Annotated in this window: 26 protein-coding genes; 14 read left to right on the top strand and 12 right to left on the bottom strand. The window is 43.4% G+C overall.

Features of this window, described 5'->3' with window-relative positions:
• Positions 1-192: 192 nt before the first annotated feature.
• Positions 193-2895 carry a bifunctional diguanylate cyclase/phosphodiesterase gene (locus tag N4597_RS10510; RefSeq protein ID WP_260903883.1) on the top strand — a complete coding sequence of 901 codons (2703 nt, stop codon included), beginning with the start codon at positions 193-195 and terminating at the stop codon, positions 2893-2895.
• A 44-nt stretch (positions 2896-2939) separates the two neighbouring features.
• Here N4597_RS10510 and N4597_RS10505 read toward each other — a convergent pair whose 3' ends face one another.
• Both N4597_RS10505 and N4597_RS10500 read right to left on the bottom strand, forming a co-directional pair.
• Positions 2940-4739, bottom strand: coding sequence for a DUF2207 domain-containing protein (locus N4597_RS10505; RefSeq protein WP_260903882.1), 1800 nt, complete (start codon positions 4737-4739; stop codon positions 2940-2942).
• A 53-nt stretch (positions 4740-4792) separates the two neighbouring features.
• A complete protein-coding gene (locus N4597_RS10500) occupies positions 4793-6163 on the bottom strand; it encodes an amino acid permease (protein WP_056977425.1) in 1371 nt (456 codons plus the stop codon).
• Positions 6164-6251: 88 nt separating this feature from the next.
• On the opposite strand from N4597_RS10500, the gene mmuM reads away from it, so the two are divergent.
• Entirely contained in the window at positions 6252-7175 is a 924-nt protein-coding gene (gene mmuM, locus N4597_RS10495) for a homocysteine S-methyltransferase (RefSeq protein WP_260903880.1), read from the top strand.
• A gap of 48 nt (positions 7176-7223) precedes the next feature.
• On the opposite strand, the gene N4597_RS10490 is transcribed toward mmuM, so the two are convergent.
• Together N4597_RS10490 and N4597_RS10485 are read right to left on the bottom strand one after the other, a co-directional pair.
• A complete protein-coding gene (locus N4597_RS10490) occupies positions 7224-9179 on the bottom strand; it encodes a M13 family metallopeptidase (protein ID WP_260903877.1) in 1956 nt (651 codons plus the stop codon).
• A gap of 94 nt (positions 9180-9273) precedes the next feature.
• Complete coding sequence (locus N4597_RS10485) at positions 9274-10125, bottom strand: aldo/keto reductase (RefSeq protein WP_089144025.1); 852 nt, start codon at positions 10123-10125, stop codon at positions 9274-9276.
• 174 nt (positions 10126-10299) lie between these two features.
• Between N4597_RS10485 and jag the strand changes: the two genes are divergently transcribed.
• A complete protein-coding gene (gene jag, locus N4597_RS10480; protein WP_056977433.1) occupies positions 10300-11010 on the top strand; it encodes an RNA-binding cell elongation regulator Jag/EloR in 711 nt (236 codons plus the stop codon).
• A gap of 20 nt (positions 11011-11030) precedes the next feature.
• Positions 11031-11498, top strand: a complete 468-nt coding sequence (locus tag N4597_RS10475; RefSeq protein WP_101811631.1) for a MarR family winged helix-turn-helix transcriptional regulator — start codon at positions 11031-11033, stop codon at positions 11496-11498.
• Positions 11499-11561: 63 nt separating this feature from the next.
• On the opposite strand, the gene N4597_RS10470 is transcribed toward N4597_RS10475, so the two are convergent.
• From N4597_RS10470 to N4597_RS10460, 3 genes are all read right to left on the bottom strand, one after another.
• Entirely contained in the window at positions 11562-11816 is a 255-nt protein-coding gene (locus N4597_RS10470) for a hypothetical protein (RefSeq protein ID WP_050611505.1), read from the bottom strand.
• Between the two features lie 108 nt (positions 11817-11924).
• Complete coding sequence (locus N4597_RS10465) at positions 11925-12629, bottom strand: DUF4811 domain-containing protein (RefSeq protein WP_260903874.1); 705 nt, start codon at positions 12627-12629, stop codon at positions 11925-11927.
• Positions 12629-14146, bottom strand: coding sequence for an MDR family MFS transporter (locus N4597_RS10460; RefSeq protein WP_089144055.1), 1518 nt, complete (start codon positions 14144-14146; stop codon positions 12629-12631). Before N4597_RS10460 ends, N4597_RS10465 begins: the two co-directional genes overlap by 1 nt.
• A gap of 144 nt (positions 14147-14290) precedes the next feature.
• Here N4597_RS10460 and N4597_RS10455 point away from each other — a divergent pair, with 144 nt between their 5' ends.
• The 9 genes from N4597_RS10455 (at position 14291) to N4597_RS10415 (ending at position 20180) form a co-directional block, all read left to right on the top strand.
• Positions 14291-14737 (top strand): MerR family transcriptional regulator, encoded by a 447-nt coding sequence (locus tag N4597_RS10455; protein WP_089144028.1) that lies wholly within the window; start codon positions 14291-14293, stop codon positions 14735-14737.
• A complete protein-coding gene (gene gloA2 / locus N4597_RS10450; RefSeq protein ID WP_050611510.1) occupies positions 14724-15110 on the top strand; it encodes an SMU1112c/YaeR family gloxylase I-like metalloprotein in 387 nt (128 codons plus the stop codon). The genes N4597_RS10455 and gloA2 overlap by 14 nt, the downstream gene beginning before the upstream one ends.
• A 135-nt stretch (positions 15111-15245) precedes the next feature.
• The gene (locus tag N4597_RS10445) at positions 15246-15575 is read left to right on the top strand and encodes a PadR family transcriptional regulator (protein WP_094051144.1); all 330 of its coding nucleotides are present in this window, start codon (positions 15246-15248) and stop codon (positions 15573-15575) included.
• Positions 15568-16185, top strand: coding sequence for a DUF1700 domain-containing protein (locus tag N4597_RS10440; protein WP_089144029.1), 618 nt, complete (start codon positions 15568-15570; stop codon positions 16183-16185). Before N4597_RS10445 ends, N4597_RS10440 begins: the two co-directional genes overlap by 8 nt.
• Positions 16182-17132, top strand: a complete 951-nt coding sequence (locus N4597_RS10435; protein WP_260903866.1) for a DUF4097 domain-containing protein — start codon at positions 16182-16184, stop codon at positions 17130-17132. Before N4597_RS10440 ends, N4597_RS10435 begins: the two co-directional genes overlap by 4 nt.
• A gap of 14 nt (positions 17133-17146) precedes the next feature.
• A complete protein-coding gene (locus tag N4597_RS10430) occupies positions 17147-17389 on the top strand; it encodes a PspC domain-containing protein (RefSeq protein WP_050611514.1) in 243 nt (80 codons plus the stop codon).
• A 284-nt stretch (positions 17390-17673) separates the two neighbouring features.
• Entirely contained in the window at positions 17674-18297 is a 624-nt protein-coding gene (locus tag N4597_RS10425) for an NADPH-dependent FMN reductase (RefSeq protein ID WP_050611515.1), read from the top strand.
• Complete coding sequence (locus tag N4597_RS10420) at positions 18298-19572, top strand: NADPH-dependent oxidoreductase (RefSeq protein WP_094130876.1); 1275 nt, start codon at positions 18298-18300, stop codon at positions 19570-19572. It abuts the gene before it with no gap.
• Positions 19573-19685: 113 nt separating this feature from the next.
• The gene (locus N4597_RS10415) at positions 19686-20180 is read left to right on the top strand and encodes a hypothetical protein (protein ID WP_056977452.1); all 495 of its coding nucleotides are present in this window, start codon (positions 19686-19688) and stop codon (positions 20178-20180) included.
• A 427-nt stretch (positions 20181-20607) separates the two neighbouring features.
• Here the strand turns inward: N4597_RS10415 and N4597_RS10410 are convergent, their stop codons facing one another.
• The 5 genes from N4597_RS10410 to N4597_RS10390 all read right to left on the bottom strand — a co-directional run bounded on the left by N4597_RS10410 (position 20608) and on the right by N4597_RS10390 (position 24461).
• A complete protein-coding gene (locus N4597_RS10410; protein ID WP_056977454.1) occupies positions 20608-21138 on the bottom strand; it encodes a PadR family transcriptional regulator in 531 nt (176 codons plus the stop codon).
• 184 nt (positions 21139-21322) lie between these two features.
• The gene (locus N4597_RS10405) at positions 21323-22504 is read right to left on the bottom strand and encodes an L-lactate MFS transporter (protein ID WP_089144056.1); all 1182 of its coding nucleotides are present in this window, start codon (positions 22502-22504) and stop codon (positions 21323-21325) included.
• 197 nt (positions 22505-22701) lie between these two features.
• Positions 22702-23220, bottom strand: coding sequence for a hypothetical protein (locus tag N4597_RS10400; RefSeq protein WP_260903861.1), 519 nt, complete (start codon positions 23218-23220; stop codon positions 22702-22704).
• A gap of 198 nt (positions 23221-23418) precedes the next feature.
• On the bottom strand, positions 23419-23853 hold the full coding sequence (locus N4597_RS10395) for an Hsp20/alpha crystallin family protein (RefSeq protein ID WP_050611521.1): 435 nt from the start codon (positions 23851-23853) through the stop codon (positions 23419-23421).
• Positions 23854-24275: 422 nt separating this feature from the next.
• Positions 24276-24461 carry a garvicin Q family class II bacteriocin gene (locus N4597_RS10390; RefSeq protein ID WP_390892663.1) on the bottom strand — a complete coding sequence of 62 codons (186 nt, stop codon included), beginning with the start codon at positions 24459-24461 and terminating at the stop codon, positions 24276-24278.
• Positions 24462-24471: 10 nt separating this feature from the next.
• Between N4597_RS10390 and N4597_RS10385 the strand changes: the two genes are divergently transcribed.
• The gene (locus N4597_RS10385) at positions 24472-24741 is read left to right on the top strand and encodes a hypothetical protein (protein ID WP_167589553.1); all 270 of its coding nucleotides are present in this window, start codon (positions 24472-24474) and stop codon (positions 24739-24741) included.
• The last annotated feature ends 94 nt before the right edge of the window (positions 24742-24835 follow it).

The following is a 24835-nucleotide window of genomic DNA, read 5'->3' as shown; positions in this document are numbered from 1 at the left end:
AAATTGTTTGTATTGTTATCGTAAATTTGGAAAAAATAGACTAAAATAAAGGTAAGGTCATCCAGTCAGGGGGGATGTTTTATGTTTAGAGAATTTATGAAATTGCTAAAGCCAACCGAAGCCAGTATTAAGGGCAATTTATAGGAAATTAATGCCCGCGTTGGCCAAATTTTAGGGCCACTGACCATTGGGGTGGGCTTTGTTGGGATTATCTATAACATTAATAATCACGCAAGTGTTCACTCCTTTGTAGTAAACGTCCTAGTCGACTGCTTTTTAATCTTAACTAGTGTGATTTTACTTGCTTACAGCAACTACCGCCTAAGCAAGAACGTTAGGTGTTGGCTGAAATTTAACTGGGTGTGGTTTCTTTACGCCTTAGCTAGCTTCTTGTATGGTTGTTATGGGGCTGCTACCTACCATGGGCAGGGCTTTTTTGCTGAGATGTATATTATCTTGACGATTGTTTGTGCCTGTGCCTTCTACATTCCCCCGGTATTATCTTTTACCTACGTAGTAGCTTCCTTCTTGTTATTTATCGGCTTTAACCAAGATTTTCTCGCAAGTATTAGGTTTATCGACGTGGGACTATTAGCTTTTGCCATCCTATTTGTCAACTGGATTCGTTACTTAGAGATGCTAAACATTACGGAGATGAACCGCAATGATCAAGAAAAAATGGCCCACCTGCAGGTGTTGTCGACCAACGATGAACTGACTAACGTTAAGAATCGCTACGCAATGCGGATGGATTTTCCTAGTTATTGTCAGCAGGGCAAAATTGCGGTCATGATTACCGATATTGATGACTTTAAATTTTATAATGATATGGAAGGCCATAGTGTTGGCGATAAAATTTTAATTAACTTTGCTAAGTGTTTGGTTGATTACTTTGGAGCCGAACACGTCTACCGTTATGGGGGCGATGAGTTCGTCGTGCTTTACCCTAACTATCAAGAAGAGGAATTCGAACGCCTAACCCAATCCTTCCAAGCGGCGGTTGGCCGTCTGCAATTCGATAACTTAAAGGTACCGATAACTTGCAGTGGTGGTTATGTTTACGGTACCGCCAAAACCCCTGGCGACTTGCGCGATTTCATTAAGGAAGCAGATAAATGCTTGTATGAAGCTAAACGACAAGGTAAGAACATGATTAATGGTAATGCCTACCTAAAGGAGATTCGCTCGAATAAAACTAAACTGCATTACGACGAGTTAACAAACTTAATGGATATCTACAACCTCCGGCAGGTTGGCGAAAAAATTTTGATTGATCAAAATTACCGCCAAAAGGGTCTGAGCTTTGTCTTCTTAGATTTAGACAATTTCAAGTTGATTAATGAAAAGCACGGGTTTAAGGCTGGGGATAAATTACTGCGGTTTGCGGCCGACGTTATTAAGGATGCCTTCATGCAGGACTTTATTGGCCGGGCCAGCGCGGATCACTTTGTGGTTATCTCGACTTTGCCCCTGACCGAGGTTAAGGATAAGATTAAAAAGCTCCACGAAGAGATTGGGACTTACAGCCAAAAGGAAATCATCGAAATTAAGGCGGGGATTTACTACCTAGCTCCCGATGAAGAAGTTGGCCAGGTCAGCACCTATTTTGATAAGGCTAAACTGGCTTGCAACAGCATTAAGTATAAGTTTAATGCTATCTACCGTCTGTATGACCAAAGTATTGAACGGGAGTTGTTGCGGCGTAAGTATATCGTCGATAATTTGGCCAAGGCGCTAGAGGACGGCGAAATCAAGCGTTACTACCAGCCAATCATTCGGACAATGACCAAAAAGGTCTATGGCCTAGAGGTTTTGGCCCGGTGGCATGACGATAAGGTTGGAACCATCAGTCCAGATGAATTTATCCCGACCCTAGAGAATGTCAGGTTAATTCATAAGTTTGACCTCTATATGTTGGAAGGAACCTTACAGGATTATCAATACTTGACTAGGGAAAAGGGCTTATTTGGCTTACCATTTTCAATTAACCTGTCGCGTTTAGATTTTCAATTATGCGATATTTTTGCCGAGGTTGACCGTCTCTTTAGGCTGTACCAAGTTCCAAAAGAAATGGCCCGGATTGAAATTACGGAATCCTCTTTGATTTATGATTCACTTAAGTTACACCAAACGCTCGATAACTTCCAAAAAGCGGGTTACCGGGTCTGGATGGATGATTATGGCAGTGGATATTCTTCTTTAAGTGTCTTAAAGGATTACTCCTTTGATGGCATTAAGATTGATATGGGTTTCTTGAAATCATTTGAAGAAAATCATAAGGCCCAGCTCATCTTAGCGTCTACGCTAGAACTGGCTAAGAGCATGAACATGCAGGTTGTAGCCGAAGGGGTCTCCAGCAAGGAACAGTATAAGTTCTTAGCAGAAAGTGGCTGTGATTTTATTCAGGGTTACTATACCGGCAAGCCTCAAGCGCTGACTGACTATATTGGTCAGTTAGATAACTTAGAAACGCCTGCCGACTTAGATTATTACGATGAAATTTGTAGGCGGAATGTAGCCAATATTAGTCCTAATTTAATGGCCAATATGCGCTTGCGGAACTTTTTCAAAGCGACCCCGACAGCAATTATCGAGGTAGAAGATAAGTCACGGATGTATTTTCTAACTGAAAATACGGGCTTTAGGTACTTTTTGAAGTTAATTGGTTACGATGGGGATGATAAAAATCTTTCGATTGAGCCAGCCGATAAGCAGGCCTTTACGGACCTGTTTGAACGGGCTTACCTTAGTGGCAAGATTGAGTATTTGGCCTTTCATAGAAATAATGTTTTGTATCAGATTTATGTGCAATACATTTCAACTAACAAACGGACCCAGCGGTCTGCCTACCAGGCTTTAGTCTACCTACCGCGAGCGGTTATTTCTTCAGAATAAAAATGTGGCTAGCAAGCAAACAGCTTGTTAGCCACATTTTTTAGTTAGAAGGCGCCACCACCAGAAGAGCCACCGAAACCGCCGGAAGAACCGCCAGAAAAACCCCCGGAAGAACCAGTGCTACTGGAGGAGTAAGTAACGATGGCAGCGGCAAAGCTATTGTTAAAGGAGGTAGCAAAGGCAAATGATTGGTGGTAAAACAGGGGATAATAGCTACCAAGGACGGTGGCTAATTCTGCTTCGCTAAAGTTAGCGTAGAGGGCCTTAGCCACCTTGGGAGCCAGTTTAAAAGCAACGGCGTAAGGCATAATCTCACTCCAAAGGATTCGTTCCCCCAATTCGCGGAGGTCAAAGCGACCAATATCGTCAAGCATGGTATAAAAGCCGCGCACTTGGTTGATTTTAGCAACATCTTCTTTGAGATAAGGTGAATGATTCTTATAGCAATAAAAATCAAGCCCAGCTAAACCAAGGCTGACTAGCCCAAGTAAACTCAGTAATTCCCAGTGGTTAGCAAACATCATGGCGATAAAAAAGCAGAGGTTAGTTGCGACCCAGGCCGAACTTAGACTAACAGCAGGGTGGGCAAAACCTTGATATTTTTTAATGTCGGCTTGTTCAAAAGCTTGCTTACTCCAGGCCTCAAAGAGTTTTGCGAGGCGCTTTTTTTTCTTTGAGCTTAGGTTCTGTAAGTCTTTGAGGCTAAAGGCCGGTTTAGAATTAAGTTTAAAGAGGTATTGGAGGAGCTTTTCTTCTGGCGCGTGCATTAGCCGAGCATTGACCAACGTAATTAAGTAGTTAGGTTGGTCTTTAAGTAGCCCTTTTTTAACGTCCAAAGGTTCAATCGCGATTTGGCCCTGAGCTTCTAATTCCAACAGGTGGGCACTAAAGGCGTGACTATTTGGCTGGGTAAAAAAGCAGAGGGCCTGCGCAGTTGCTACGGGTAGGTCTGGAATTTCAAAGTTATGGGGGGCTGACTTCAAGCTGGCAGGAAACAGGGTATTTTTAGGCCGGCGGCTAAGTCTTAAGACGGCAAAGACATTGAGACCAAAGCCCACTATCAGTAAGAAGAGGGCGCCGATTTGGTGCATGAGCCGCTGTTTTTTGCGGGCTGCGTTAGCTTTTTTGGCTAAGGCTGCCTCTTGAGCTTGAATTTTGGCCTTAACCCGCTCTGAACTGCGGTAAGTGTTAGCGAAAGTCACCTTAGGATCAAAGAGCAGGTGGGCTTCGACAAAGCTATTGGCAGGGTTAGAGGCTAGGGAAAGTGTTACTTGTCCCCGTTGCTTATCGACCTTAGTGTAGCCGGATAGGTCGCCGTGACTCCAGGCTTGCAGAGACTTAACATTTCTTTTTGGTAAGTTAATAGTAATTTTTACGTTCGCTAAATCCTGGTCCCAATTACTGCCAATGATTTTCCAGTTGAGTTCAGCCGTATCCGCGTAGTTTTTGACCACCTGGTTTAAATGGTATTTATAAGTGATTTTTAGTTGGTCGCCATCTACTGGATGGTAGACTTTGAACTTATAGAGGTTTCCTTCCCTAGTTAGGGTGTAGGTATTATTAGCCTGGCTGGCATTTAGAGTTACGGGTTGATTATTAATAAAAACCTTGGAATCAGTGAGGCTTTGAGCTTGGTCTCTAACCGCTTGTTGGTAGAGTAAGCCGTGGGCTTCACCATCGAAATCGTATGTCAGGGTGCGGTTAACGTTGGCAGATCCATCCGCTAAAATATCAATGTTAACATGGTAACTATCGATACTAAAGTCGGCGGCCTTAACATTATTCCAACCTAAAAATAGGCAGCAGGAGAAAAGCAATAGGATTAATTGGCCAAGTTTTCTCATGAGCATCACTTCCTTATAAACCTATTATCTCTTAAAAGAAACCGCTTAGCAACTCAACGTGACTTAGGCTTGCAGAGGTAATAGCCTAAATAACAAAGCAAAACGAAGGGGACGGTACAGTAGAGGGCTAGGCGTTGATTTTTGTCGAAGTAAATCAAGAGGCAGGATAATAAGCTAGCCCCAAAGGCAAAGTAAGGCAAAATAGGAAAGTAAGGGGTCTTAAATTTCAGTTCAGCTAGTGAGTGCCCCTTAGCTAAGAACTGCTTACGGAAATTAATTTCGGCTAGGGCAATCGCCATCCAGACTAAGACGACCGCTAAACCTGAAATCGAAACTAAGATGAGGTAGACGGAGTCGGCGGCAAATACGCTGGATAAGAGGGCCAAAATACCTCCGAGCATGCTAAAACACAGGGCGACTAAGGGGGAGCCAGCGCGAGTCGTTTTAGCAAAGTACTTAGGCAAAGTTCCTTCGTTTCCAAGTGACCATAACATTCTAGTAGAAGCGTACAGGCCGGAGTTGGCTGCAGACACGATGGCGGTAAGGACAACGAAGTTCATCAGGTCGGCCGCAAATGGAATCCCCATTAACTTAAAAATGTGCACAAAGGGGCTTTGGGTGACACCAGCCTGTTGGTAGGGAATCAAGCAAGACATGATGACAATACTTCCGATAAAGAAGATAACCAGGCGCCATAGGGTGGTATGGATGGCCTTAGGGATAGTTTTATCAGGATTTTTAGCTTCACCGGCAGTAATACCGATTAATTCGGTACCGGAAAAGGCAAAGTTAACGGTTAACATGGTAGTAAAGACGCCACCAATGCCATTGGGAAAGAGCCCGTCTTTGAAGATGTTGGTAAAAAGTGGTGCGTGAGAATAGCCCTTAATGGGGAGAATGCCCAAAACGGCCAACCCGCCTAGAAGAATAAAACCAACGATGGCAAATACCTTAATGGCCGCAAACCAAAATTCACTTTCGGCAAAGAGGCGGACGGAAAAAGCGTTAACTAGGAAAATGAGGATAATAAAAAGCAAGCTCCACAGCCAAACTGGGGAGTGGGGAAACCAGGTCTGCATAATTAGGCCAGCGGCTGTAAATTCCGAACCAAGCGCAATCGTCCAGGTTAACCAATATAAGACGGCAACGGTAAAGCCGGTGGCCGGCCCAATAAATTGTTTAGCGTAGACGTGGAAGGCACCGGTATAAGGCATGGCAACAGATAATTCGCCTAAGCAAAGCATGACTGCATAAACTAGGATTGCCCCGACTAGGTAGGCAAGAATTGTCCCTAGGGGACCGGCTTCATGAATGGTGTAGCCCGAGCTGAGAAAGAGGCCGGTGCCAATTACCCCTCCTAAAGAAATCATCCGAATGTGGCGGGCTTCCATCTTTCTAGCTAGGTGTTCATTTTGCTGTGACATGCAATCATCCTTTCTTGCATTGGAATTTAAATTAGTATATTATGAGAAAAATAATAAATTAATAATAACATGTTTGGGGGGATTGGTCATGGATTTTAAAACAGAAATTACAAAGGGACCGCTAACCTTAGATGGGGCGATGGGGACGGCCTTAGAGCTACAGGGCTTTGATACTAACACTGATTTGTGGACGGCTAAAGCGCTGATTACGGATCCCCAAAAGGTTTACCGGGTTCATTATGACTACTTTAAGGCGGGAGCGCGGGCAACTATTACGGATACATACCAAGCTAATGTTCAAGCCTTTATGAAGAAGGGCTACGATGAAACTATTTCCCGGGAAATTATTGCCAAGGCGGTTAAGTTAGCTCGCAAAGCCCGGGATGATTTTGAAGCACAGACGGGCCGGCATAACTATGTTATTGCCGGCATTGGCCCTTATGGTGCTTATCTAGCAGATGGTAGTGAGTATCGGGGCGACTATGAACTTAGCCTAGAAGCCTACCAAGACTTTCACCAGCCCCGCTTAGAGGCAGTGATTAAAGCTGGAGTTGATGTAATTGGAATCGAAACCCAACCTAAGTTAAGCGAAGTGTGTGCGCTGTTGGAGTGGCTCAAGGTACGGGCACCTGAACAAATAGCTTACGTTACCTTCAGTCTTAAAGACCCGGCAACCATTAGCGAGGGAACAAGCTTAGTAGAAGCTGTGAAAAAAGTGAGTGCCTATCCAAACGTGGTGGCGGTGGGGGCTAACTGTATTCCGCTTGAACAAGCCCAAGCGGCCTTAGAGGTGATGCAGCCAGCCACTGACCTACCGCTAGTAATCTATCCTAATTCGGGGGCTAAGTATGATCCCCACACCAAAACTTGGACCAATCCTACTGGGGACTTGACCTTGGCTAAGGCTGCTTCAGGCTGGTATCAAGCTGGTGCACGCTTGATAGGTGGCTGTTGTACAACCACTGTTAAGGATATCGGGCCCTTAGCACAGGTGGTCCAAAACCTAGGTTAAAAAAAGCATTGCTTACTACAACGAAAGTAGTGAGCAATGCTTTTTTAATTACCAAATGTTAACGCGGTCGGCGGGGGCGAGCCACATCTTATCTCCTGGTTGGATGTTGAAGGTGGTGTAGAAGTCAGCTAAGTTTTTAGGTTGCATGTTGGCCCGCAAAACGTGGGGAGCGTGTACGTCAATTGCTAGTAGTAGTTTTTGACGTTCTAGCGAAGCCTTGACTCCCCAAATCCGGGCCCAGTTAATGAAGAAGGCGCTGATATCGGCCTGAGGGTCTTCCTTAGCTGCTTCTAAGGCACAGCTAAGACCACCGGCGTCAGCGATGTTTTCGGATACGACTAACCTACCGTTGACTTTACCCGCCTCTGTTTCTAGGCCGTCAAACTGGCTAATCATGGCCTGGGCTAAGTCTTCAAAGGCCTTTAGGTCAGAGTCAGTCCACCAGTTTTTAAGGTTACCAAATTCATCGAATTTTGCTCCGTTGTTATCGAAGGCATGTGAAATTTCGTGAGCAATGACCGCTCCAATCCCCCCAAAGTTTTCACTGGCCTTTTGCTTAAGTGAATAAAATGGGGCTTGCAAAATGGCGGCCGGAAAGACAATCACGTTAAAGGACGGATTGTAGTAGGCGTTAACCATATGAGCTGGCATTGCCCACCTGGTCCGGTCAACTTCCTTTTTTAAGCGGCCGTAGTGGTCACTTAATGTAATCTTGGTGAAGTTTAAGTCATTTGTAAGTAAGTCTTGGTTTTCATCGACCACAAACTTTTTGTAGAGGTAGTGGAGTTCATCTGGATAACCAACATTGATACCCAGGGTACTCAATTTGAGGACAGCCTTATCTTTAGTGGCTTGACTAAGCCAAGTATTTGCCTTGAGGCGTTTTTGATAGACGCTAATCATTTGTTCAACCATGCGGTGAACGTCTGCCTTAGCTTCAGGTCCGAAGTACTTGTGGGCATAGTAGAGTCCAACGACTTGATCAAACTGGTCAGCGGCCAGGTAGTAAGCGGCTTTTTGGGCCTTCATGGCTTCCTTTGAACCAGAAAGTGCCCGTTGGTATTGGCCTGCTACAATTCGCGCTTCGTTGGTCAAATAATGAGCTACGGCCCGTAAGCTTCTGACTAATAGCCAGCTCTTAAATTGCGGGAAGGTGTCCTCATTTAAGATTTCATCGAGGGCTTGGTAGTAGTTTGGTTCGGTGACAATTACCTTATCTAAGTCATCAGTCTTAACCAAGGTTTTAGCATAGGCGGCCAGGTCAAGGTGGCTAGAGAAAGAAGCAAAGTCAGCCAAAGAGTAAGGGTTGTACTGCTTGGTGTAATCTGCCCGCTCGGTGCTATCCTTTTGGTGAGGGGCGAGGCTTCTATCAAACTCTAAGGCCTGCGCAATCGTTTGGCTAGCAAAGTCATCGTTGTAACCGGCTAGTTGGAAGAGTTTGGTCATCATCTTTTGGAAAATAGCCAAGAGTGCAGGGGCCTGCGGATTATCTTTGGTGTAATAAGTCTTATCCGGCAAGATTAAACTAGCGACGTCGGCATAAAGCGCGTAGGCCTTGGTATTTTTCATATCGGCTTCGACACTTAGTGGAAACGGACTGGGGTAACCGGCTAAGGTCAAGCTAGGGAGCTTTTCTTCCCAATCTGCTAGGTTCTTTAAGTCTTCAATTCGTTTTAAAAATGGTTTAGCCGGCTTAAATCCAAGCTTTTCACGTTGGTCGAAGTCAGAGGCGAGGCGGTAATACTTGAGGAACTCTCTGAGGTAGGGGTCATCAGTATGGGTTTTACCATTGAGAAAATCCTCGAAGTCGGCCATCAGCGTTTTTTCGATGTTATCAGCCAAGTCAAAGAACCCACCGGTTGCGGGCTTATCAGCCGGAATCTTGGCTGTCTTTAGCCAAGCACCGTTAACGGCTAGGTAAAGATCATCTTTGATTTGGGCAGTATTAACAGGATATTGTGTCACAAAAATCACCTTCCTTAATTTAAGACTATTGTAACGCATTCAAGTGTTTACGGGGAATATTTCTTAATAAAAAGCGCTGAGGTCTGACGGGGATAACGACCGTCAACTTCAGCGCAATTAATAATGAGTAAACTTAGAACGAAGCGGTGTCAGGGTCAGTGGCGTAACCAACAACCCCATCTAAAGCGTCAATTTCGTCCATTTGAGCTTGACTTAGTTCAAAGTCGAAGACGTGGGTATTATCTTCAATCCGGTCTTCATGAACTGACTTAGGTAGGGGCAAGAAGCCGTGTTGAAGTGACCAGCGGATGCAAACTTGAGCTACGGAGCGGTTTAGCTCTTGGGCAATCTTTTGCATGGTGGGTTCGCTGAAAATCTTACCGGTTCCTAGGGGACTATAAGCTTCTAGTAAAATATTGTGGTCACGGCAATACTTGATGGTTTCTTCGTCGTGATCGCCAGGACAAATCCGGATTTGGTTGACCATCGGTGCGACCGTTTGAGTTTGGGCGAGAATTTCAAAGTGGTGGGGTTTGAAATTAGAAACCCCAATCGCCCGTAACTTGCCGGCCTTATAGGCATCTTCTAAGGCCCGCCAAGTATCTTGGAGGTGGGCTTGCCAGTTTTCATCCCGACTTGGCTTAGGGTTAGGCCAGTGGATTAAGAATAAATCAAGGTAGTCAGTTTGTAGATCCTTAAGCGACTGTTCAATGGCTGCACTAGCCTTGTCATAACTATGGGCATGGTTGTTTAACTTGCTAGTGATGAACAATGATTTACGGCTAATACCAGCTTCCTTAATTGCTTGGCCGATGCTAGCTTCGTTACCATACATTTCGGCCGTATCAATGTGGCGGTAACCCGAGGTTAGGGCTGCTTTGGTGGCAAAATTAGCGACGGCCCCACTAGGAGTTTGCCAAGTTCCAAAGCCAACCACAGGAATCTTAACCCCATTGCTTAATTCGTAAGTATCAACGAGACTCATTTGCAAAACCTCACTTTATCAAAATTTATTCACTTACATTATATCAGTAAAGGCTTGGAAACCAAAAAGATAAGCTTGAAAGCCGAGGGTGAAAAAGCTAACAATATTGTCGGCGATTAATTTCCTGTGCTATAATTAAGGGGATTGAAAACGATAACCGGTAGGGAGGCGAAGATGACGAAATTTGAAGGAAAAACAGTGCAGCAAGCAATTACCTTAGGCTTAACTACCTTGGCTTTAACGGAGGAGCAGGCTGACATAACTGTGTTGAGACAAGCAAAGAAAGGCTTTTTAGGTTTAGGTAAGAAATTAGCCTTGGTGGAAGTTAGCGCTAAAAAAGTTCCAGTTGCAAAGAAAGCGCCTGTAAGTGAACCTGTAAAGACAGCCCCAGTTACTGAAAGCGACGAAGCCAAGCGTGAAAAACGGCAGGCAGAACTTGAAAAGGCGTTACTGGCGGTAGGTGACTACTTAGCTGCTGTCACTCAGAAAATGGGGATTAAGGCCACTATCGACCTAACTCCTAGCCGGCATACAGCCTATTATAAGTTTGAAACCAATCAAGAAGGACTATTGATTGGTAAGCGGGGGCGAACGCTAAATGCGTTACAACTGTTGGCCCAGGATTATTTGGATAAGCAAGTTCATCAACATGTGCGGGTCATGTTAGATGTAAGTGACTACCGGAAGCAACGGCAAGAAACCCTAACGCATTTGGCACAAAATGTGGCCCGAGAAGCAGTGTTGGCAAGGAGTGTCATGACCCTTGACCCCATGCCTGCCTATGAGCGCAAGATTATCCACGCGGCCCTGGCCCAAGATCAACGGGTGCAAACTTATTCAAAAGGTAGTGAACCTAAACGGTACGTTGTAATTGAACCAGTTTAATGAAGAAAGTAGGTAAATTAATGATTGAACATACCCCTGAAAGATTAGAAGATGAATTATGTTTTGCGATTTATTCAGCCCAAAAGAACTATAATAAGTTTTATTCAGAGGCTTTGCGTAAATTTAAGCTGACCTATTCACAATATATTACCCTCTTGGTTTTATGGGAAGAAAAAAAGCCGCTAATGATTAAAGAACTAGGCAAGCGCTTAGGTCTAGATACAGGGACTTTGACTCCCTTGTTGAAGCGGATGGAAAAAGATGACTGGGTTAAAAGGGAAAAGACCAACGAAGACGGTCGCCGGGTCTACATTTCCTTGACAGCTAAGGCGTTAGAAAATGAACAGCCAGTTAAGCAAACGGTCCAATCTTGCTTCTATAATATGGATATGACCAAGGAAGAGTATGTCGAAGATGTTACGCGCCTAAAGGAAATCGCGCAAACTTTGGAAAAAAACAATAACCGTTTGGAAAAGGAAAACTTCTAAGTGCCTAAAAGAGGCGTACACAAGCAACTAATAGTTGTTCGTGTACGCCTCTTTAACTATGCTTTAGAAACTGTAACTTTCAATTGGAGCGTCGAACCAATCGTAATGAAGCAATTGGTTGAGCTTTTTATTAACTGGAATCCATAAACCACTCTTAAGAATGTCTTTCATGGTTTGCATAAAGACCTTATCTTTTTTAGCGGTGGCTGGTTGTTTAACCTTAACAATCTCGTTATTTTCTGTTCTAAGAGTTATTGAATTTGTTCCTAGCCCGATGATTTGGGCGGGGACAATATCGGTTGCGCTAGTATTTGTCATAATATCACACTCATTTCCTGTTTGACTAGCTTACAAGTCTTAATATAACAGCTAAATGTGAAGAATCTGTTACTATTTTGAAACCGATTTAAAAAGGCTGCGCTTTTTTTATTTTACCTGGGCAACATATTGATCCAAGACCTGTTTAGTAGCGGCCTTCGTAGCAGCCTCGGTTAGAGTTTGTTGCTTACTTGAATCAGCTGCCAAGCTCGGGTTAGCCATAATCTCTTGGGTAACCTTGGCTTTAACTAGGCTTGCAATCTTAGTCTTCATTTCAGTTTGCTTAGTTTTGAGTAACTTGCTTAAACGGGCGGCTTGGTCAGTGCTTAAAACGTACCAATCTTTATTGACGTAGAAGTGGTAGTAGCGGTGTTTAACTTCGCGGTTGTTGCCAAAGACACCAAAGAGTAACTTAGACCACTTGTTAGTGTAAACGTAGCGCTTCGTAGTTACTTTAAGGTAGGAATCCTCCTTAGTGCGAGTAACCTTAGCGGAAAAATCACTAGTTTTAGTTGGCTTAGGTTTGGCCTGTTTAGCACTAGTTTTATAGACGTAAATCTTTTCTTGACCATTGCCAAGGGCCTTATATAGTAGGACGCCCATTTTGTCGGAATCGGATGCCAAATGATAGGTTTTAGTTTGACTTTGAACCTGCATCCCAAAATGATTGACGTCATTAGCAATAATCGCAGCGCCGCTCAGGATAAAGCCGGCCAAAAACAGAAGCGACCACAGGTGGTTACCTTTCGTTATAGGCAGGACATTAAACATGAAAAATAAGACTGCAAAAGCAATTAAAATTAAGATAATCATTATTTAGTTGCCCCCTTCTTATTTAAGTTAACTTGGCGTGCATTGTTACCTTTCTTTAAGAAGAAAGTGAGGATTAAGGCTACCAAGGCAAAGCAAGCAGCCACAAAGAAAGCGGAGTGATAACCGGCTAAGACGGCATCAATCGCTTCCGACCGGTACTTAAGTGGGGTTTGCTTGAGCATTGACTTTGCGGGTAAGGAGTTAGTAGTAACGTTAGTCAAAACTGAGGTTAAAATGGCGGTCCCAATTGAACTCATAACTTGGCGGAAGGTGTTGTTAACCGCAGTTCCGTGAGAAATGGAGTTAAATGGCAAAGCATTCATCCCGGAAGTAGTTACCGGCATCATGGTCATGGCAATCCCAAACATCCGGACTGCGTAGAAAATGACGATATAGGCAACGGAAGTATTCTCGGTGATGAAGAGGAAGGGAATTGTGCCCAAGGTTAAAAGCGTCATCCCGGTAATCGCCATGTAACGTGCCCCAAAACGGTCGAAGATACGTCCGGTGATTGGAGACATAACCCCCATTGCAATCGCCCCTGGCAAGAGCATTAAACCAGAGTGGAAGGCCGATTCCCCCCGGACATTTTGAATGTAGAGGGGCAAAAGCATTTCAATCCCAAACATGGCTAGGTTAGCTACCCCACTTAAAAGGGCGGCGAGGGTAAATTCACCGTACTTAAAGACGCGGACATCCAGGAAGGGTTCTTCCATGTGGAGCTGCCGTCTAATAAAGAGGGCAACGAAGATCAAGCCGATGACTAATTCTAAGAGGACAAACTTGTCCGTCCAACCGTCGTTACCGGCGTTTGAGAAACCATAAAGTAAACTACCAAACCCAATGGTAGAAGTAACTGCGGAAATAAAGTCCAACTTTTGATCTTGGTTAGGAATAACATTTCTCATCAAGAAGAATGACAGAATCAAGACGAAGCAGACAATTGGAATAATCATTCCAAATAAGTCCCGCCAAGTGTAATTATCAACCACCCAACCAGAGAGGGTTGGCCCAATTGCAGGCGCTAGGCCGATAACTAAACCAACCGTCCCCATGGCAGCTCCCCGCTTTTCTGGTGGGAAGATGGAGAGCATGATGGTTTGTAAGAGGGGCATTGTGACCCCGACACCTAGCCCTTGGATAATCCGACCAGCAAGGAGCATGCCGAAGTTAGTGGAAATATAGGCTAAGACAGTTCCTAAAAGGAAGGTAGTCATGGCCCCAATATACATGACCCGGGTGCTAAATTTATTAATCATCCAGGCACTAACAGGGATCATAACCCCATTGATTAACATGAAACCAGTGGTTAACCATTGGACAGTCGAGGTATTAATATCGAATGTTTTCATGATGGCTGGTAAGGCGGTAGCTAAAATCGTCCCGTTTAAGACGGTACAAAAAGAACCAATCATTAAAACTAAGACCAGCAAACCCCGGTTATAAGGCTTGCCATTAATATCTAGTGCTTGTTTTTCGCTTTGCAAGCAGATCCCTTCTTTCTTTAATTTTTTCATTTTTTGCTTATATTTTGTCAACTTTGAAAACTATACTCCTATGCTTACAATTTGTCAAGTAAGTTGACAAGATAGTCAAAAAAGTTACAATAAATTGTGTGTTAAGTAATTTTTTGATGCTTGAAAAAGGGGGAAGCATGACGAATGACGATGTTTAAATTACATGTTAATAAGGATTTTCGGGTAGGGATTGGTGACTTGAGTCAGATGATTGGCGTTTCGACCCGGCAGTTACGTTACTGGGAATCAAAGGGTTATATCAAATCCCTAGCTGGAGAAGAGGGCAGCACCCGCAAGTTTAGCATTGGAACTTGCTATCGGGCCGCCACCATCCGGGCTTTCTTAGATGAAGGCTACACCTTAGCTAAGGCGGTGGCCAAAACGGAGCAGGTTAAAAATCAAGTTGCGATTGTCCGCCACTTTGAAAACGGGATGTTAAAGGATATTAAGGTAACGGATGAAGACAAAGGCTATGGCGAAATTGATTACGGTTATTTAGCCAATGAACCCACCAAGAAGGTTTACGGAGTGATTGATGAGAATGGTTACCGGATGGAAACAAGGGAAGTGAACGCAGATGAAACTAACTAAGACTGACCATATCGCTTTAATCGTCAGTGATTATTACGCGGCTAAGGAATTTTATATAGATAAATTAGGCTTTGAGCTTTTAAGTCAACACGACCGACCAGAGCGGGGCGATATTATTTTAAATGTGGGTCAAGGTGACTTAGTGCTCGAGCTATTTGTTAAACCAACAGCACCTAAACGCCCACAACTGCCCCAACCAGAAAACCAGGGGCTAAGACACCTGGCCTTTAAGGTGAGCGACGTCGCGGCTTGTTTGGCCGAGTTTGACCGCTTAAAGATTAAGCACGAGCCCTTGCGCTATGATGACTACAATGGTAAGAAGATGGCTTTTTTCTTTGACCCGGATGGGCAGCCGCTAGAAATTCACGAATAAGTTAAGTAGGGCTCTTAAAGGGGCTCTTTTTTTATGGTCAGAAATAATTTTTATGAATTTACACAATATTACTTGATTATTAATATTATACGTCATATAATATTGTTGAAGAAAGAAAAAAGGAGGAAAAAGCCGGTGAAGATTCAAATCACAGCTGACCTGTTGGATGGTTTGGTATTAGCCTTACTGGATTGCAAAGATTATTATGGTTACTCGCTAACCCAGGATATGCAGCAGGCTATTTCAATTTCAGAATCGACCATGTATCCAGTATTACGGCGGTTGAAGAAAAATGAATTTTTAACAACCTATGATAAACCTTATCAAGGTAGGAACCGTCGTTATTATCAAATTACCGATGCTGGTCGGGAACACTTAAACCGTGTGCGCAAAATGTGGGTTGATTATAAAGGGAGTTTAGACGAAATTTTCTTTGGAAAAAAGGAGGAGGAAATCAGTGGATAAGGCACATTACTTTGTTGAGCTAGAAGGCTTTTTAACTGCTTTGACGGCGGAAGAACGGACAGATGTAATTGAGTTTTATTCCGAATACGTGGATGAAGCAGGCTTAAAGAGTCGGGCGGAAATTGAAGGCAAATTGGGGACGCCAAGACAACTGGCCCGGAAAATTTTAGCCGACTATTCGATTAAAGACTTTGATGATGAAACTGGTGGGCAAGCAGAGGGACAAGTGGCTAAGACCCACTCCAACTTAAGAATGATTTGGTTGATCCTCTTAGTTTTAATCACCTCACCAATTACGATTGCTATTTTAGGGGTAATCTTGGCAATCTTTTTGGCGGTGGTTATCACGGTCGGGGCTTTAGCCTTTGGTTTTTTAGCCGCCTTTATCCTCACCTTTGCAGTAGCACTGTACACGGGGATTAGGCTTTTATTCACTAGTTTGATGGTGGGATTATTCTATATTGCCGTAGCCTTACTTAGTTTGGGGTTACTTGGTATCATCTTCCCAATCGTTTTTTGGTTCTTCAGTCAAATTATCCAGGGGATTGCGAACCTAGCCCGTTTCTTATACGGAAAGTTCGCTAAGAAGAAAGGGGTTCAAGTCAAATGAAGAAAATGTTAAAGGCAGGGGTTTTAATAACTGTTGTTGGCATTGTCCTCTTAATTTTGTCAATTATGGGGGGCGGCGTACAATCAGTCGAATACGTTGGTTGGACACCGCGAATTGTCAAAAAAGAAATGACTTTAAAAAAGCAAACGGTTAGTGAATTTGAAAACGTCAAGGTCAACACTGATAACGTAGGGGTTAAAATTATTCAGGGGAACGGTTATCACGTTGATTACAAGGGCCGCAAAAGTTTAGCGCCTAAGATTAGTGTCGAGGGCAAGACCTTAGTTATTAAGCAAAAAGCTCATTTACGGACGGGCTTTATCTTTGATGGGGTGACGATTAAGTCTGACCGGCACACTTCCTTTACCAATACGGTTACGGTCACGGTGCCTAAGGACTTAGACCAAATCAGCCTAACTACCAGTGGTAATAGCGACGTTACACTTAGCGATTTAAAGCTAAATAGCTTAGCACTAGATGTCTTAGATGGAGATCTTCATTTGACTAACACCCAAGTGGCAAATAGTAGTAAGGTTAAGTTGTTAGATGGTGACCTATACCTTAACCGGGTGGCATTTAACAACGGGACGAAGATGGAAATCTTTGACGGTGATTTAAGTTTGGTTGACACTAGCCTAAATAACGTGCAGATCGAAAATCATGATGGGGACGTAAGTTTTAACCGCCTCAAGGTAGCTGGGGGTAGCTATAAGGGGCAGGATAGTGACGTCAACGGTGCAAGCTTAGAGGTAACGGCCGGCTATCAATTCAACTTAGCCGACGGTGACATTTCAATTACCGGGGCTAAAGCAGATGGTTATGAGACAACCACAACCGATGGGGATAACCACCTCTTTAACCAAAGCGGTAGCCACTTAACGCAAGGGGCAAACAGTGGTAACATTTTAAAGGTAACAACAACGGACGGCGATCTTAATATTCGCTAGAAAGGATTAGCAAAATGAAAAAGAAGTTATATAAATCACAAGACAAGGTTGTTTCAGGGGTTTTTGGTGGCATTGCAGAATATTTCGATTGGGATAAAACCTGGGTAAGGTTAGCAGGAATTTTCCTGATTATCTTCCCCGGCTCGGTGATTCCAGGGATTTTTATGTACTTTATCGCAGCCATTATCATGCCAGAACGACCAGCCGCAAATCATGATGACGAAACGGTAATCGAAGGGGAATTTAGGGAAAAATAAGCCCCTTGTGCGTAATTTCATTATGCCAATTTGGTTAAGTCACTGGCTAGGATTAGGTAGTGATTTTAAAAATTAATAATAGTTCGGACTTAAGCACTGGTGATTAGTGAAAATAATAGGATGTTAGGTATATAAAATAATTATACACGGAGTCGCATGATGCCAACTGAGGCATTGTGCGACTTTTTGTGCCTATTAAAGCGATTTCTTTATTTATTTAGCAAGTCATTAATGATAAGATAAAAACGAGCAAGTAACTGAGAAACAGAAAGGATTGTGACTAAATGAACAAGTATATTGGAATTGCCGGCACTAATTCGCCACGGTCAACGAATAAAAAGTTAATGGAATATATCCAAAGTCACTTTGCCGGTCAAGCAGAGATTGAACTGATGTCAATCGCAGACTTACCCGTTTTCTACAAGGTCCCTGGGCGGGTATTACCACCCCGGGTGGAAGAAATGGATAAGCTAGTGGATGAGGCTGACGGAGTGATTATCGCCACCCCTGAGTATGACCACTCTGTTCCCGCGGTGTTGATGAACGCCTTAGAATGGATGTCTTATGGAGGTACCCATCCTTTTGTTGGTAAACCGGTAATGATTGTAGGGGCTTCTTATGGCACTTTAGGTGCTTCTAGAGCCCAAGCCCACCTTAGACAAATTTTAGATTCACCAGAAATGCAGGCTCGAATTATGCCAAGCTCAGAATTTTTAGTGGATCACTCCCTCCAAGCCTTTGATGAAGCAGGCAATCTGACTGATTCTGAAAAGGTAGAGCGGTTGGAACAATTATTTACGGATTTTGAAACCTTTGTAGAAATTTCTAAACACCTAAATGCTAGTTTAGCTGCCAATAAGCAATTAGCAGCTAACTACACTTGGGAAGACGAAGAGGGGGCTAAGTAAATGAAATTTGTCGGAATTGTAGGTTCGATCGCAGAACAATCATATAACAAAATGTTGTTAGCCTATATTGCTAAACACTATCAAGAACTAGCTGAAATCGAAATTTTAGACATTAAAGATGTGCCAATTTTCAACGAAAGCGATGATCAAACTGAAACCCCAGTGATTCAAAACTTGGTTAAGAAGATTAAGGCAGCTGATGGGGTAATTTTGGCGACGCCAGAACATAACCACACCACCACAGCTGCGATGAAAAACGTCTTGGAATGGTTGTCATTTAAGGTGCACCCTTTCCAAGATAAGCCGGTGTTAATCGTGGGAGCATCCTATTTCAGCCAAGGTTCTTCAAGGGCGCAGCTAAGTTTACGCCAAATCCTTGACTCACCAGGGGTTAACGCCTTAGTGATGCCAGGAAATGAATTCTTATTAGGCAACGTTAAGGAGGCCTTTGACGCCCAAGGTGATTTGAAGGACCAAGGGACTGTTGACTTCTTAGGGTCAGTACTAGCCAAATTCTGTGAATGGGTTCAAGTCTTAGAGGTCTTAAGCGAAAAGAATAAGCAAACCAGTTGGCAAGATGAGGACTTGTCTGCTTCCAAGGGAACGGATACCACGATTAAAGGCGTTGATATGCGTGCAGACGATTGGGTGGAACAGGCGGCTGCCAAAACCAAGGCTGCTAGCGGTAAGGACTACGTTAAGTTAGACCGCGGGGTGTTAACGGTCGACCAGCTTAACTGGTTCTTAAATACCATGCCGATGGAATTAACCTACGCAGATGATAATAACCAATTCATCTACTACAACCATACTCTTCCTGGTAAGGAGATGTTAGCGCCAAGGGATCCTAAGCAAGTAGGGGACCCTATGGATGCTGTCCACCCACCCCGGGCAATCAAGGGGGTTAAACACGTTATCTCCTCCTTACGTAATGGAAATGATTTAGTTGAAATGCCTGTTCCAGGAAACAAACTAAACGAACGCCACATTATGCACTACTATAAGGCTATGCGTGATAGTGAAGGTAATTACCGGGGAGTTAACGAGTGGGTCCTAGATCTGTGGCCAATCGTTGAGTCCTACCTAAAACAAACGGGGCAAAAGCTTGTCAAAGACGAAGCTGCTCCAGACGTAGTGTCTGGTGCCTCCGGAAACGAAAACCAAGCCCCAGCGGTTGATAGCACTACCAGTGCATCAGTAGATGAGAGTTCTAGTGAAGACCTCGGTCCCCGCTTAGATGAAGGTATTGATAGCGTCACGGGCGCTTCTGAATAAAATTTTACCCCTTGCTTGGTTCAAAGTTGGACCGAGCAGGGGTTTTTAGGTTATATTTAAAAATTGTGTTATAATGAAGTTGGAAACGGATACTATAATTAGAAGGTGATATTATGGCACCAAGAGAAATTCATTTTACCTTTGGCCCTAAAGAAGCTTTAAAAAAGCTTATTCAAGCGCATCCAGACCGTAAGTTGCTATTATTTCAAGCGGTAACGGATAAGGAACGCTACATGTTGTTTGACTATTCTGGAAAAGAAACCATCTTTAGTGGGGGCTTATCCTACCAAGTCGTACGGCAAGTGGAGTTTGACAAAGATTGGGATGGCTTCTTTGAATTTCGCTACCTAACCTTAGATGAAGATGAACAAAAGGTCTTTCGGGCAATCATGGATAAATGGGTCCGCAAGGATGGCCGCCCATTTGGGTTAAACGAAACGGTTATCTTGCAGTCCGAAAAGAAGAACTTTGAATTCTTGATGATTAATGTCTGGGAAGCAGAGGCTGATTTTGTGGACTGGACTAACCTTAAGGATAACGAATTACAACAATTTGGCAACGCCGGTAACGATCAGGCCTTAGTGGTCGAATATAAGCGCGCTAAGTAAATTAGCTAGGTCTTCCAAGCACTGTTGGGAGGCCTTTTTTGGGCACAAAAAAACCCTTTGCCCATCTCATTCATACATATCTACTTGGAGGTTCCAGTGTCGACTCCACAGCGTTCACCTAAGGGCAAAGGGTATTCAACTTATAATAAGGAGTTGTAATTGGTCCCACATCCTTTATGCTTATTATCCTAGGTTCTACAATTAGCGAAGCTTCTATGCCACTACACTTAACGTTAGTTCACCAGATGCTACGTCTTGTTACACTGTAGCTAGTTGTTACGGACAACCTCTAATCGACTATACATTAACCGAGTGACTACAGTTACGACACCTAATTGCGGGAATCCTTGGACTCCTTACACTTATTTTATAACATAATTTTAATTAAATTGCAAGCGTTTTCTTTCAAAACTCCCAACCTGCTTGCTTAGCAAACTGTTAGTTGGTCTAACCAGGCCAGCTGGTTTTCTTGGCGCGAGATGGCTCGTTGTAAGATTAGATAGTGGCCGTAGTTATGGTTGATTTTCTCCGCGGTATCAAACAGCTCAGCCTCCCGCTTCTTCAAGTGGGCTAGGTTTTGGCTGACAAGCTTTTTTTGGTTAGCAATCAAGGTTTTGAGCCGGGGATCGTCCGCGCGCTTAATAAAGAACACCTTCAAAGAAAAGAGGTCCTTTGAGACTGGTAGTTTGGCAACGGGGGTAGCTAACCAGTCGGCTATGATTTCCTTACCTAAATTAGTGGGCCGATAGTAAATTTCCTTATCATTATCTTCCTTTTGGTAACTGTCAATCCAGCCGTCCGTTAGCATGTGCTTTAGTTCGGGATAAATCTGACTGTGGGATGATTTCCAAAATTCCCCAATTTCGTATTTGAACTCATCTGTAATCTGTTTACCAGTAGCATCGCCTTTTTCAAGAATGCCGAGGATAACGTAGGGGAGAATTCTTTTTTGTGGCATAAGTACCCTTCCTTTATTAATTCTTAGGGTTAATTATACACCGAAAAAGGGGAATTATTTACTCCTTTTGTAGTTGGCATCGTAAAAATGACCGGCTAAAATATCAGTTGTCATAACAGGGGAGAGGTCCTCGTTGATTATAAAAAAGACTTAACTGCGCTAACAGTTAAGTCCGAATTGATAATTATTTTTCAGTGGCACCTTGACTTACTTTAACGAAATCCTTTTGGATGACAAAGGAGATGATAAAGGCAATTAAATCAATCAAGATGAAGGTAATCAAGGTTACCGTGTATGTCCCTAGTAATTCATGGGTAAAGGAAAGTAAGACTGGACCCACCATCCCGGCTACGCCCCAAGCTGTAAGGATGTAACCGTGGATAGCTCCGAGTTCCTTAGTCCCAAAAACATCGCTTAGGTAAGCTGGAATAACTGAGAAACCAGCCCCGTAGCAAGAAAGAAGGAGGCAGAGTGCCACGACAAAGACGAATGGAACGTGGAAGAAGAGCATAGCTGCTAACATCATGATATCCACCAAGAAAATTAAGCTAAAAGTTAGCGGCCGGCCGATAAAATCGGAAAGGGTAGCCCAAATTAGGCGTCCAAACCCGTTGAAGAGCCCGATAACTCCGACCATGACAGCGGCAGCCCCGGCGGTCATGGCAGTCATGGATTGGGCCATTGGTGAAGCTGCTGATACCAATCCGATACCGCAAGTGATGTTGATGAAGAACATGAACCATAAGAAGTAAAATGACTTAGTCTTAAGTGCTTGGTTAGCTGTTAGTTGTTGGCCGCCAGTCAAACTAGTAGCGTTGGTTTTAGCCACTGCAGCGGCAGGTAATTCCCCTGCTTGGGGCTTCTTGATAAATTGTGCCGAAATAATCATGACAGTAAAGTAGACTAACCCGAGGATATAGAAGGTGTTGGAAATACCAACGCCAGCGATTAATCTTTGGGCAATTGGACTAGTAAGCATGGCAGCAAAACCAAAGCCCATGATGGCTAAACCAGTTGCCAAACCGCGCTTGTCTGGGAACCACTTAATAATGGTTGAAACGGGAGTTACGTATCCAGATCCCAAGCCAAGCCCACCGATTACTCCGTAAGCAAGGTAGAGTAACCATAATTGGTGGGAGTGGATCGCAAGTCCAGTTAAGATAGTACCTGTTCCGTAACAGATAGCGGAAATGGTTCCAGTTACACGGGGGCCTAATTTCTCAACTAAGCGTCCCATAAAGGCAGCTGACATCCCTAAAAAGAGGATGGCAATACTAAAGGCAAATGAGACCGCTGATTCTGACCAGCCAGTTTCGGCTACGATGGGGTTGCTATAGACACTCCAAGCATAAACCGAGCCAATCATTAGGTGTAACACAACCCCAGCGGTAGCAACAACATAACGATTCGTCTTTTTCAAGTTAAACTACGTCCCTTCTGCTAAAAAACTTTCTTCTCTCTTTTAAAACACGAACGTTATTAGTTAGTTAAACTATAATCATTCGATAAACAAAGCTTAACACAGAAATGGATCTGACGCAATCTATTTTCTGCTAGAATTTTTTAACTGAAGACTTGTAAAAACTCGGGCAGGAGACTGAAGAGCTGAAAGGTACCCGTGGCAATCACTAATTTGAAATTTTGGTTAGTAGTTAGGTAGGCTTCCCGCCTGTTTAACCAAGCCAAGTAGCAACAACTAAGCACGATGCCGCCCGCCCCAATAGATAGGTTAGTCGCCGCTGTCAAAGCTTGCTTCTTTATTAAAAGGGCCAGCAATTCTAGCAGGCAGGCGCCAAGGTAGGGGCTACGTGAAACAAAGTAAAGGCGAAAGAGGCTAGCAAAGCGCAGTTGAATATCAAAGAGGTAAACAAATAAGAAACTAAGCCCCAAGGTTAAGCCAAGCGAGCTAAGGTACCACAAGCTTTGGAAGGTAAGCTGGTAAACAAAGTCGGCCTGGGTGTTATAAAGGGCGGTTAAACTGATACTGGTAATCCGAATAAGCAAGAGGGCGGCAAAAATAAGGGCCGCCCAAGAACGGGAAGTGAAGTAAGGACGCTGGATAATCCGCTTATCTTTGTACATATGAATTCCACCTTGATTAATTTTAAATTAAATTTTAATTGCATTATACCGTTATTTAAATTAGAAAACAATCAAAGACTGTTTCACATGAAACACATTAGATTTGGTCAAAAAAATAACCGGCATTGCTATTAGCATACCGGTTATTTTAGGGAAGACTAGCAAGCTAGTCCAACTCGTTTAGGAGGGATTCATCAATTACTCAATCTCAATCTTGTGGCTATTAGAAATTTCTTCAGCCGTCTTAGGTAAGGTAACGGTTAAGACCCCGGCTTCATACTTAGCAGAAATCTTGTCCTTATCTACGTTAGGGAATTGATATTGGCGGGTAAAGCGACCGTATGACCGTTCACTTGAAAGGAGATTGCCCTTTGCATCACTTTCATCACTGAAGGAGTCCCGCTTTGCAGAGATTGTCAAAGCATTGTCCTTGAAGTCAATGTCAATGTCCTTTTTATCTACCCCAGGAAGATCAACTGCGACCGTATAAGCAGTATCGCTCTCTGAAATATCAGTCTTCATTTCCTTAAATGAATCATCAAAGCCATTAAAGAATGAACGACCGAGATTACTGAAGAAGTCATCGCCGCCCTTCATCAACTCGTTAAAACGGTTATTTAATTCATTTGCCATATCAAAGACTTCCTTTCTTTATCCTTACAACTATATCTTAGTCCCATTTACACCAAAATGCTAACAAAAAGCCCTATTATTTTTAGCCGCCTTAAAAGTTTTTGGCTAGCATGATTAACTTAAAATATTACGCCAGTCATGGCCAAGCCGCGCGCCCAATTTAACTCTCGTTGCCCATAATCTGCAATCTTTTTATAAAAAGCACTAGTTTCCAGACTCATTTTCTTTTGCACGCTAAATTCTTGATGCCTAGCTGCCTTAGCCCAGCCGCCAAGCCCATCAATTCATTAGCAAAATTCTTGTCAGTAACCCTATTTTAAAAGTTCACCAAAATGGCCCGTTCGTCTTGAGTCACATTGGCATTCAAAATCAAGTCGTACACTTCGTTCATAATCTCTGTTTTCGTTACCTTGGTCATCTAATTACCCCCTATAACCAGGTTGGTAGTAAGAACCTCCGAGAGAACCAATCCACCCTTTAGCCATGACACCACCTACAGCCTGCGCAGCTGTTTTAGTAACTTTATAATCCCACTTGCCGTTACTATATCTACAAGAATATCCATTAGCTCCATAGTATACAGGTTCACAGTAACCTGAGTTTCTGATTGCCGCTTTGATGAAAAAGAGTAGTGCAGCTATTATGGTGGGGACTTTAACCTACTTGGCCGTAACCTTAATTGGAAATGTCATGGAAATCTTGCTTAGAAAGTGGGAGTTTCTCAAGTGGAACCCGCTTAATTTCACCAATTACGGCAACCAATTAGTTGCTCCGACTTTTGCCAACATTACTCACCTGACAACTAACCAACTACTTTGGGGCAGCCTGGCCTATACTACCGTCTTCTTAGCCTTAGGCATGTGGGTTTTCGCCAATAAAGAAGTGTAGTTAACTGACACCAACAGTGGTCGTATGACCGGGTTGGTGTTTTTTGATATTGATTAATGGCGGTGTTATGCTTACTTAGATAAATAAATTTCTG

The sequence above is a fragment of the Ligilactobacillus agilis genome (assembly GCF_025311475.1).
Taxonomy (GTDB): Bacteria; Bacillota; Bacilli; order Lactobacillales; family Lactobacillaceae; genus Ligilactobacillus; species Ligilactobacillus agilis.
Note: the sequence above shows the minus strand (reverse complement) of the source record. Positions and strands in the feature narration are given on the sequence as shown.

Bases quoted from the DNA above. Each gene is read 5' to 3' on its own strand.
- N4597_RS10425 (WP_050611515.1), top strand. From the start codon at position 17,674: ATGAACAAGTATATTGGAATTGCCGGCACTAATTCGCCACGGTCAACG.
- N4597_RS10400 (WP_260903861.1), bottom strand. From the start codon at position 23,220: ATGTACAAAGATAAGCGGATTATCCAGCGTCCTTACTTCACTTCCCGT.
- N4597_RS10435 (WP_260903866.1), top strand. From the start codon at position 16,182: ATGAAGAAAATGTTAAAGGCAGGGGTTTTAATAACTGTTGTTGGCATT.
- N4597_RS10405 (WP_089144056.1), bottom strand. From the start codon at position 22,504: ATGATTGGCTCGGTTTATGCTTGGAGTGTCTATAGCAACCCCATCGTA.
- N4597_RS10490 (WP_260903877.1), bottom strand. From the start codon at position 9,179: ATGCGTTACAATAGTCTTAAATTAAGGAAGGTGATTTTTGTGACACAA.
- N4597_RS10465 (WP_260903874.1), bottom strand. From the start codon at position 12,629: ATGATTATCTTAATTTTAATTGCTTTTGCAGTCTTATTTTTCATGTTT.
- N4597_RS10385 (WP_167589553.1), top strand. From the start codon at position 24,472: ATGAAAAAGAGTAGTGCAGCTATTATGGTGGGGACTTTAACCTACTTG.
- N4597_RS10395 (WP_050611521.1), bottom strand. From the start codon at position 23,853: ATGGCAAATGAATTAAATAACCGTTTTAACGAGTTGATGAAGGGCGGC.
- mmuM (WP_260903880.1), top strand. From the start codon at position 6,252: ATGGATTTTAAAACAGAAATTACAAAGGGACCGCTAACCTTAGATGGG.
- N4597_RS10410 (WP_056977454.1), bottom strand. From the start codon at position 21,138: ATGCCACAAAAAAGAATTCTCCCCTACGTTATCCTCGGCATTCTTGAA.
- N4597_RS10485 (WP_089144025.1), bottom strand. From the start codon at position 10,125: ATGAGTCTCGTTGATACTTACGAATTAAGCAATGGGGTTAAGATTCCT.
- N4597_RS10430 (WP_050611514.1), top strand. From the start codon at position 17,147: ATGAAAAAGAAGTTATATAAATCACAAGACAAGGTTGTTTCAGGGGTT.
- N4597_RS10475 (WP_101811631.1), top strand. From the start codon at position 11,031: ATGATTGAACATACCCCTGAAAGATTAGAAGATGAATTATGTTTTGCG.
- N4597_RS10455 (WP_089144028.1), top strand. From the start codon at position 14,291: ATGACGATGTTTAAATTACATGTTAATAAGGATTTTCGGGTAGGGATT.
- gloA2 (WP_050611510.1), top strand. From the start codon at position 14,724: ATGAAACTAACTAAGACTGACCATATCGCTTTAATCGTCAGTGATTAT.
- N4597_RS10460 (WP_089144055.1), bottom strand. From the start codon at position 14,146: ATGAAAAAATTAAAGAAAGAAGGGATCTGCTTGCAAAGCGAAAAACAA.
- N4597_RS10505 (WP_260903882.1), bottom strand. From the start codon at position 4,739: ATGAGAAAACTTGGCCAATTAATCCTATTGCTTTTCTCCTGCTGCCTA.
- jag (WP_056977433.1), top strand. From the start codon at position 10,300: ATGACGAAATTTGAAGGAAAAACAGTGCAGCAAGCAATTACCTTAGGC.
- N4597_RS10470 (WP_050611505.1), bottom strand. From the start codon at position 11,816: ATGACAAATACTAGCGCAACCGATATTGTCCCCGCCCAAATCATCGGG.
- N4597_RS10420 (WP_094130876.1), top strand. From the start codon at position 18,298: ATGAAATTTGTCGGAATTGTAGGTTCGATCGCAGAACAATCATATAAC.
- N4597_RS10500 (WP_056977425.1), bottom strand. From the start codon at position 6,163: ATGTCACAGCAAAATGAACACCTAGCTAGAAAGATGGAAGCCCGCCAC.
- N4597_RS10415 (WP_056977452.1), top strand. From the start codon at position 19,686: ATGGCACCAAGAGAAATTCATTTTACCTTTGGCCCTAAAGAAGCTTTA.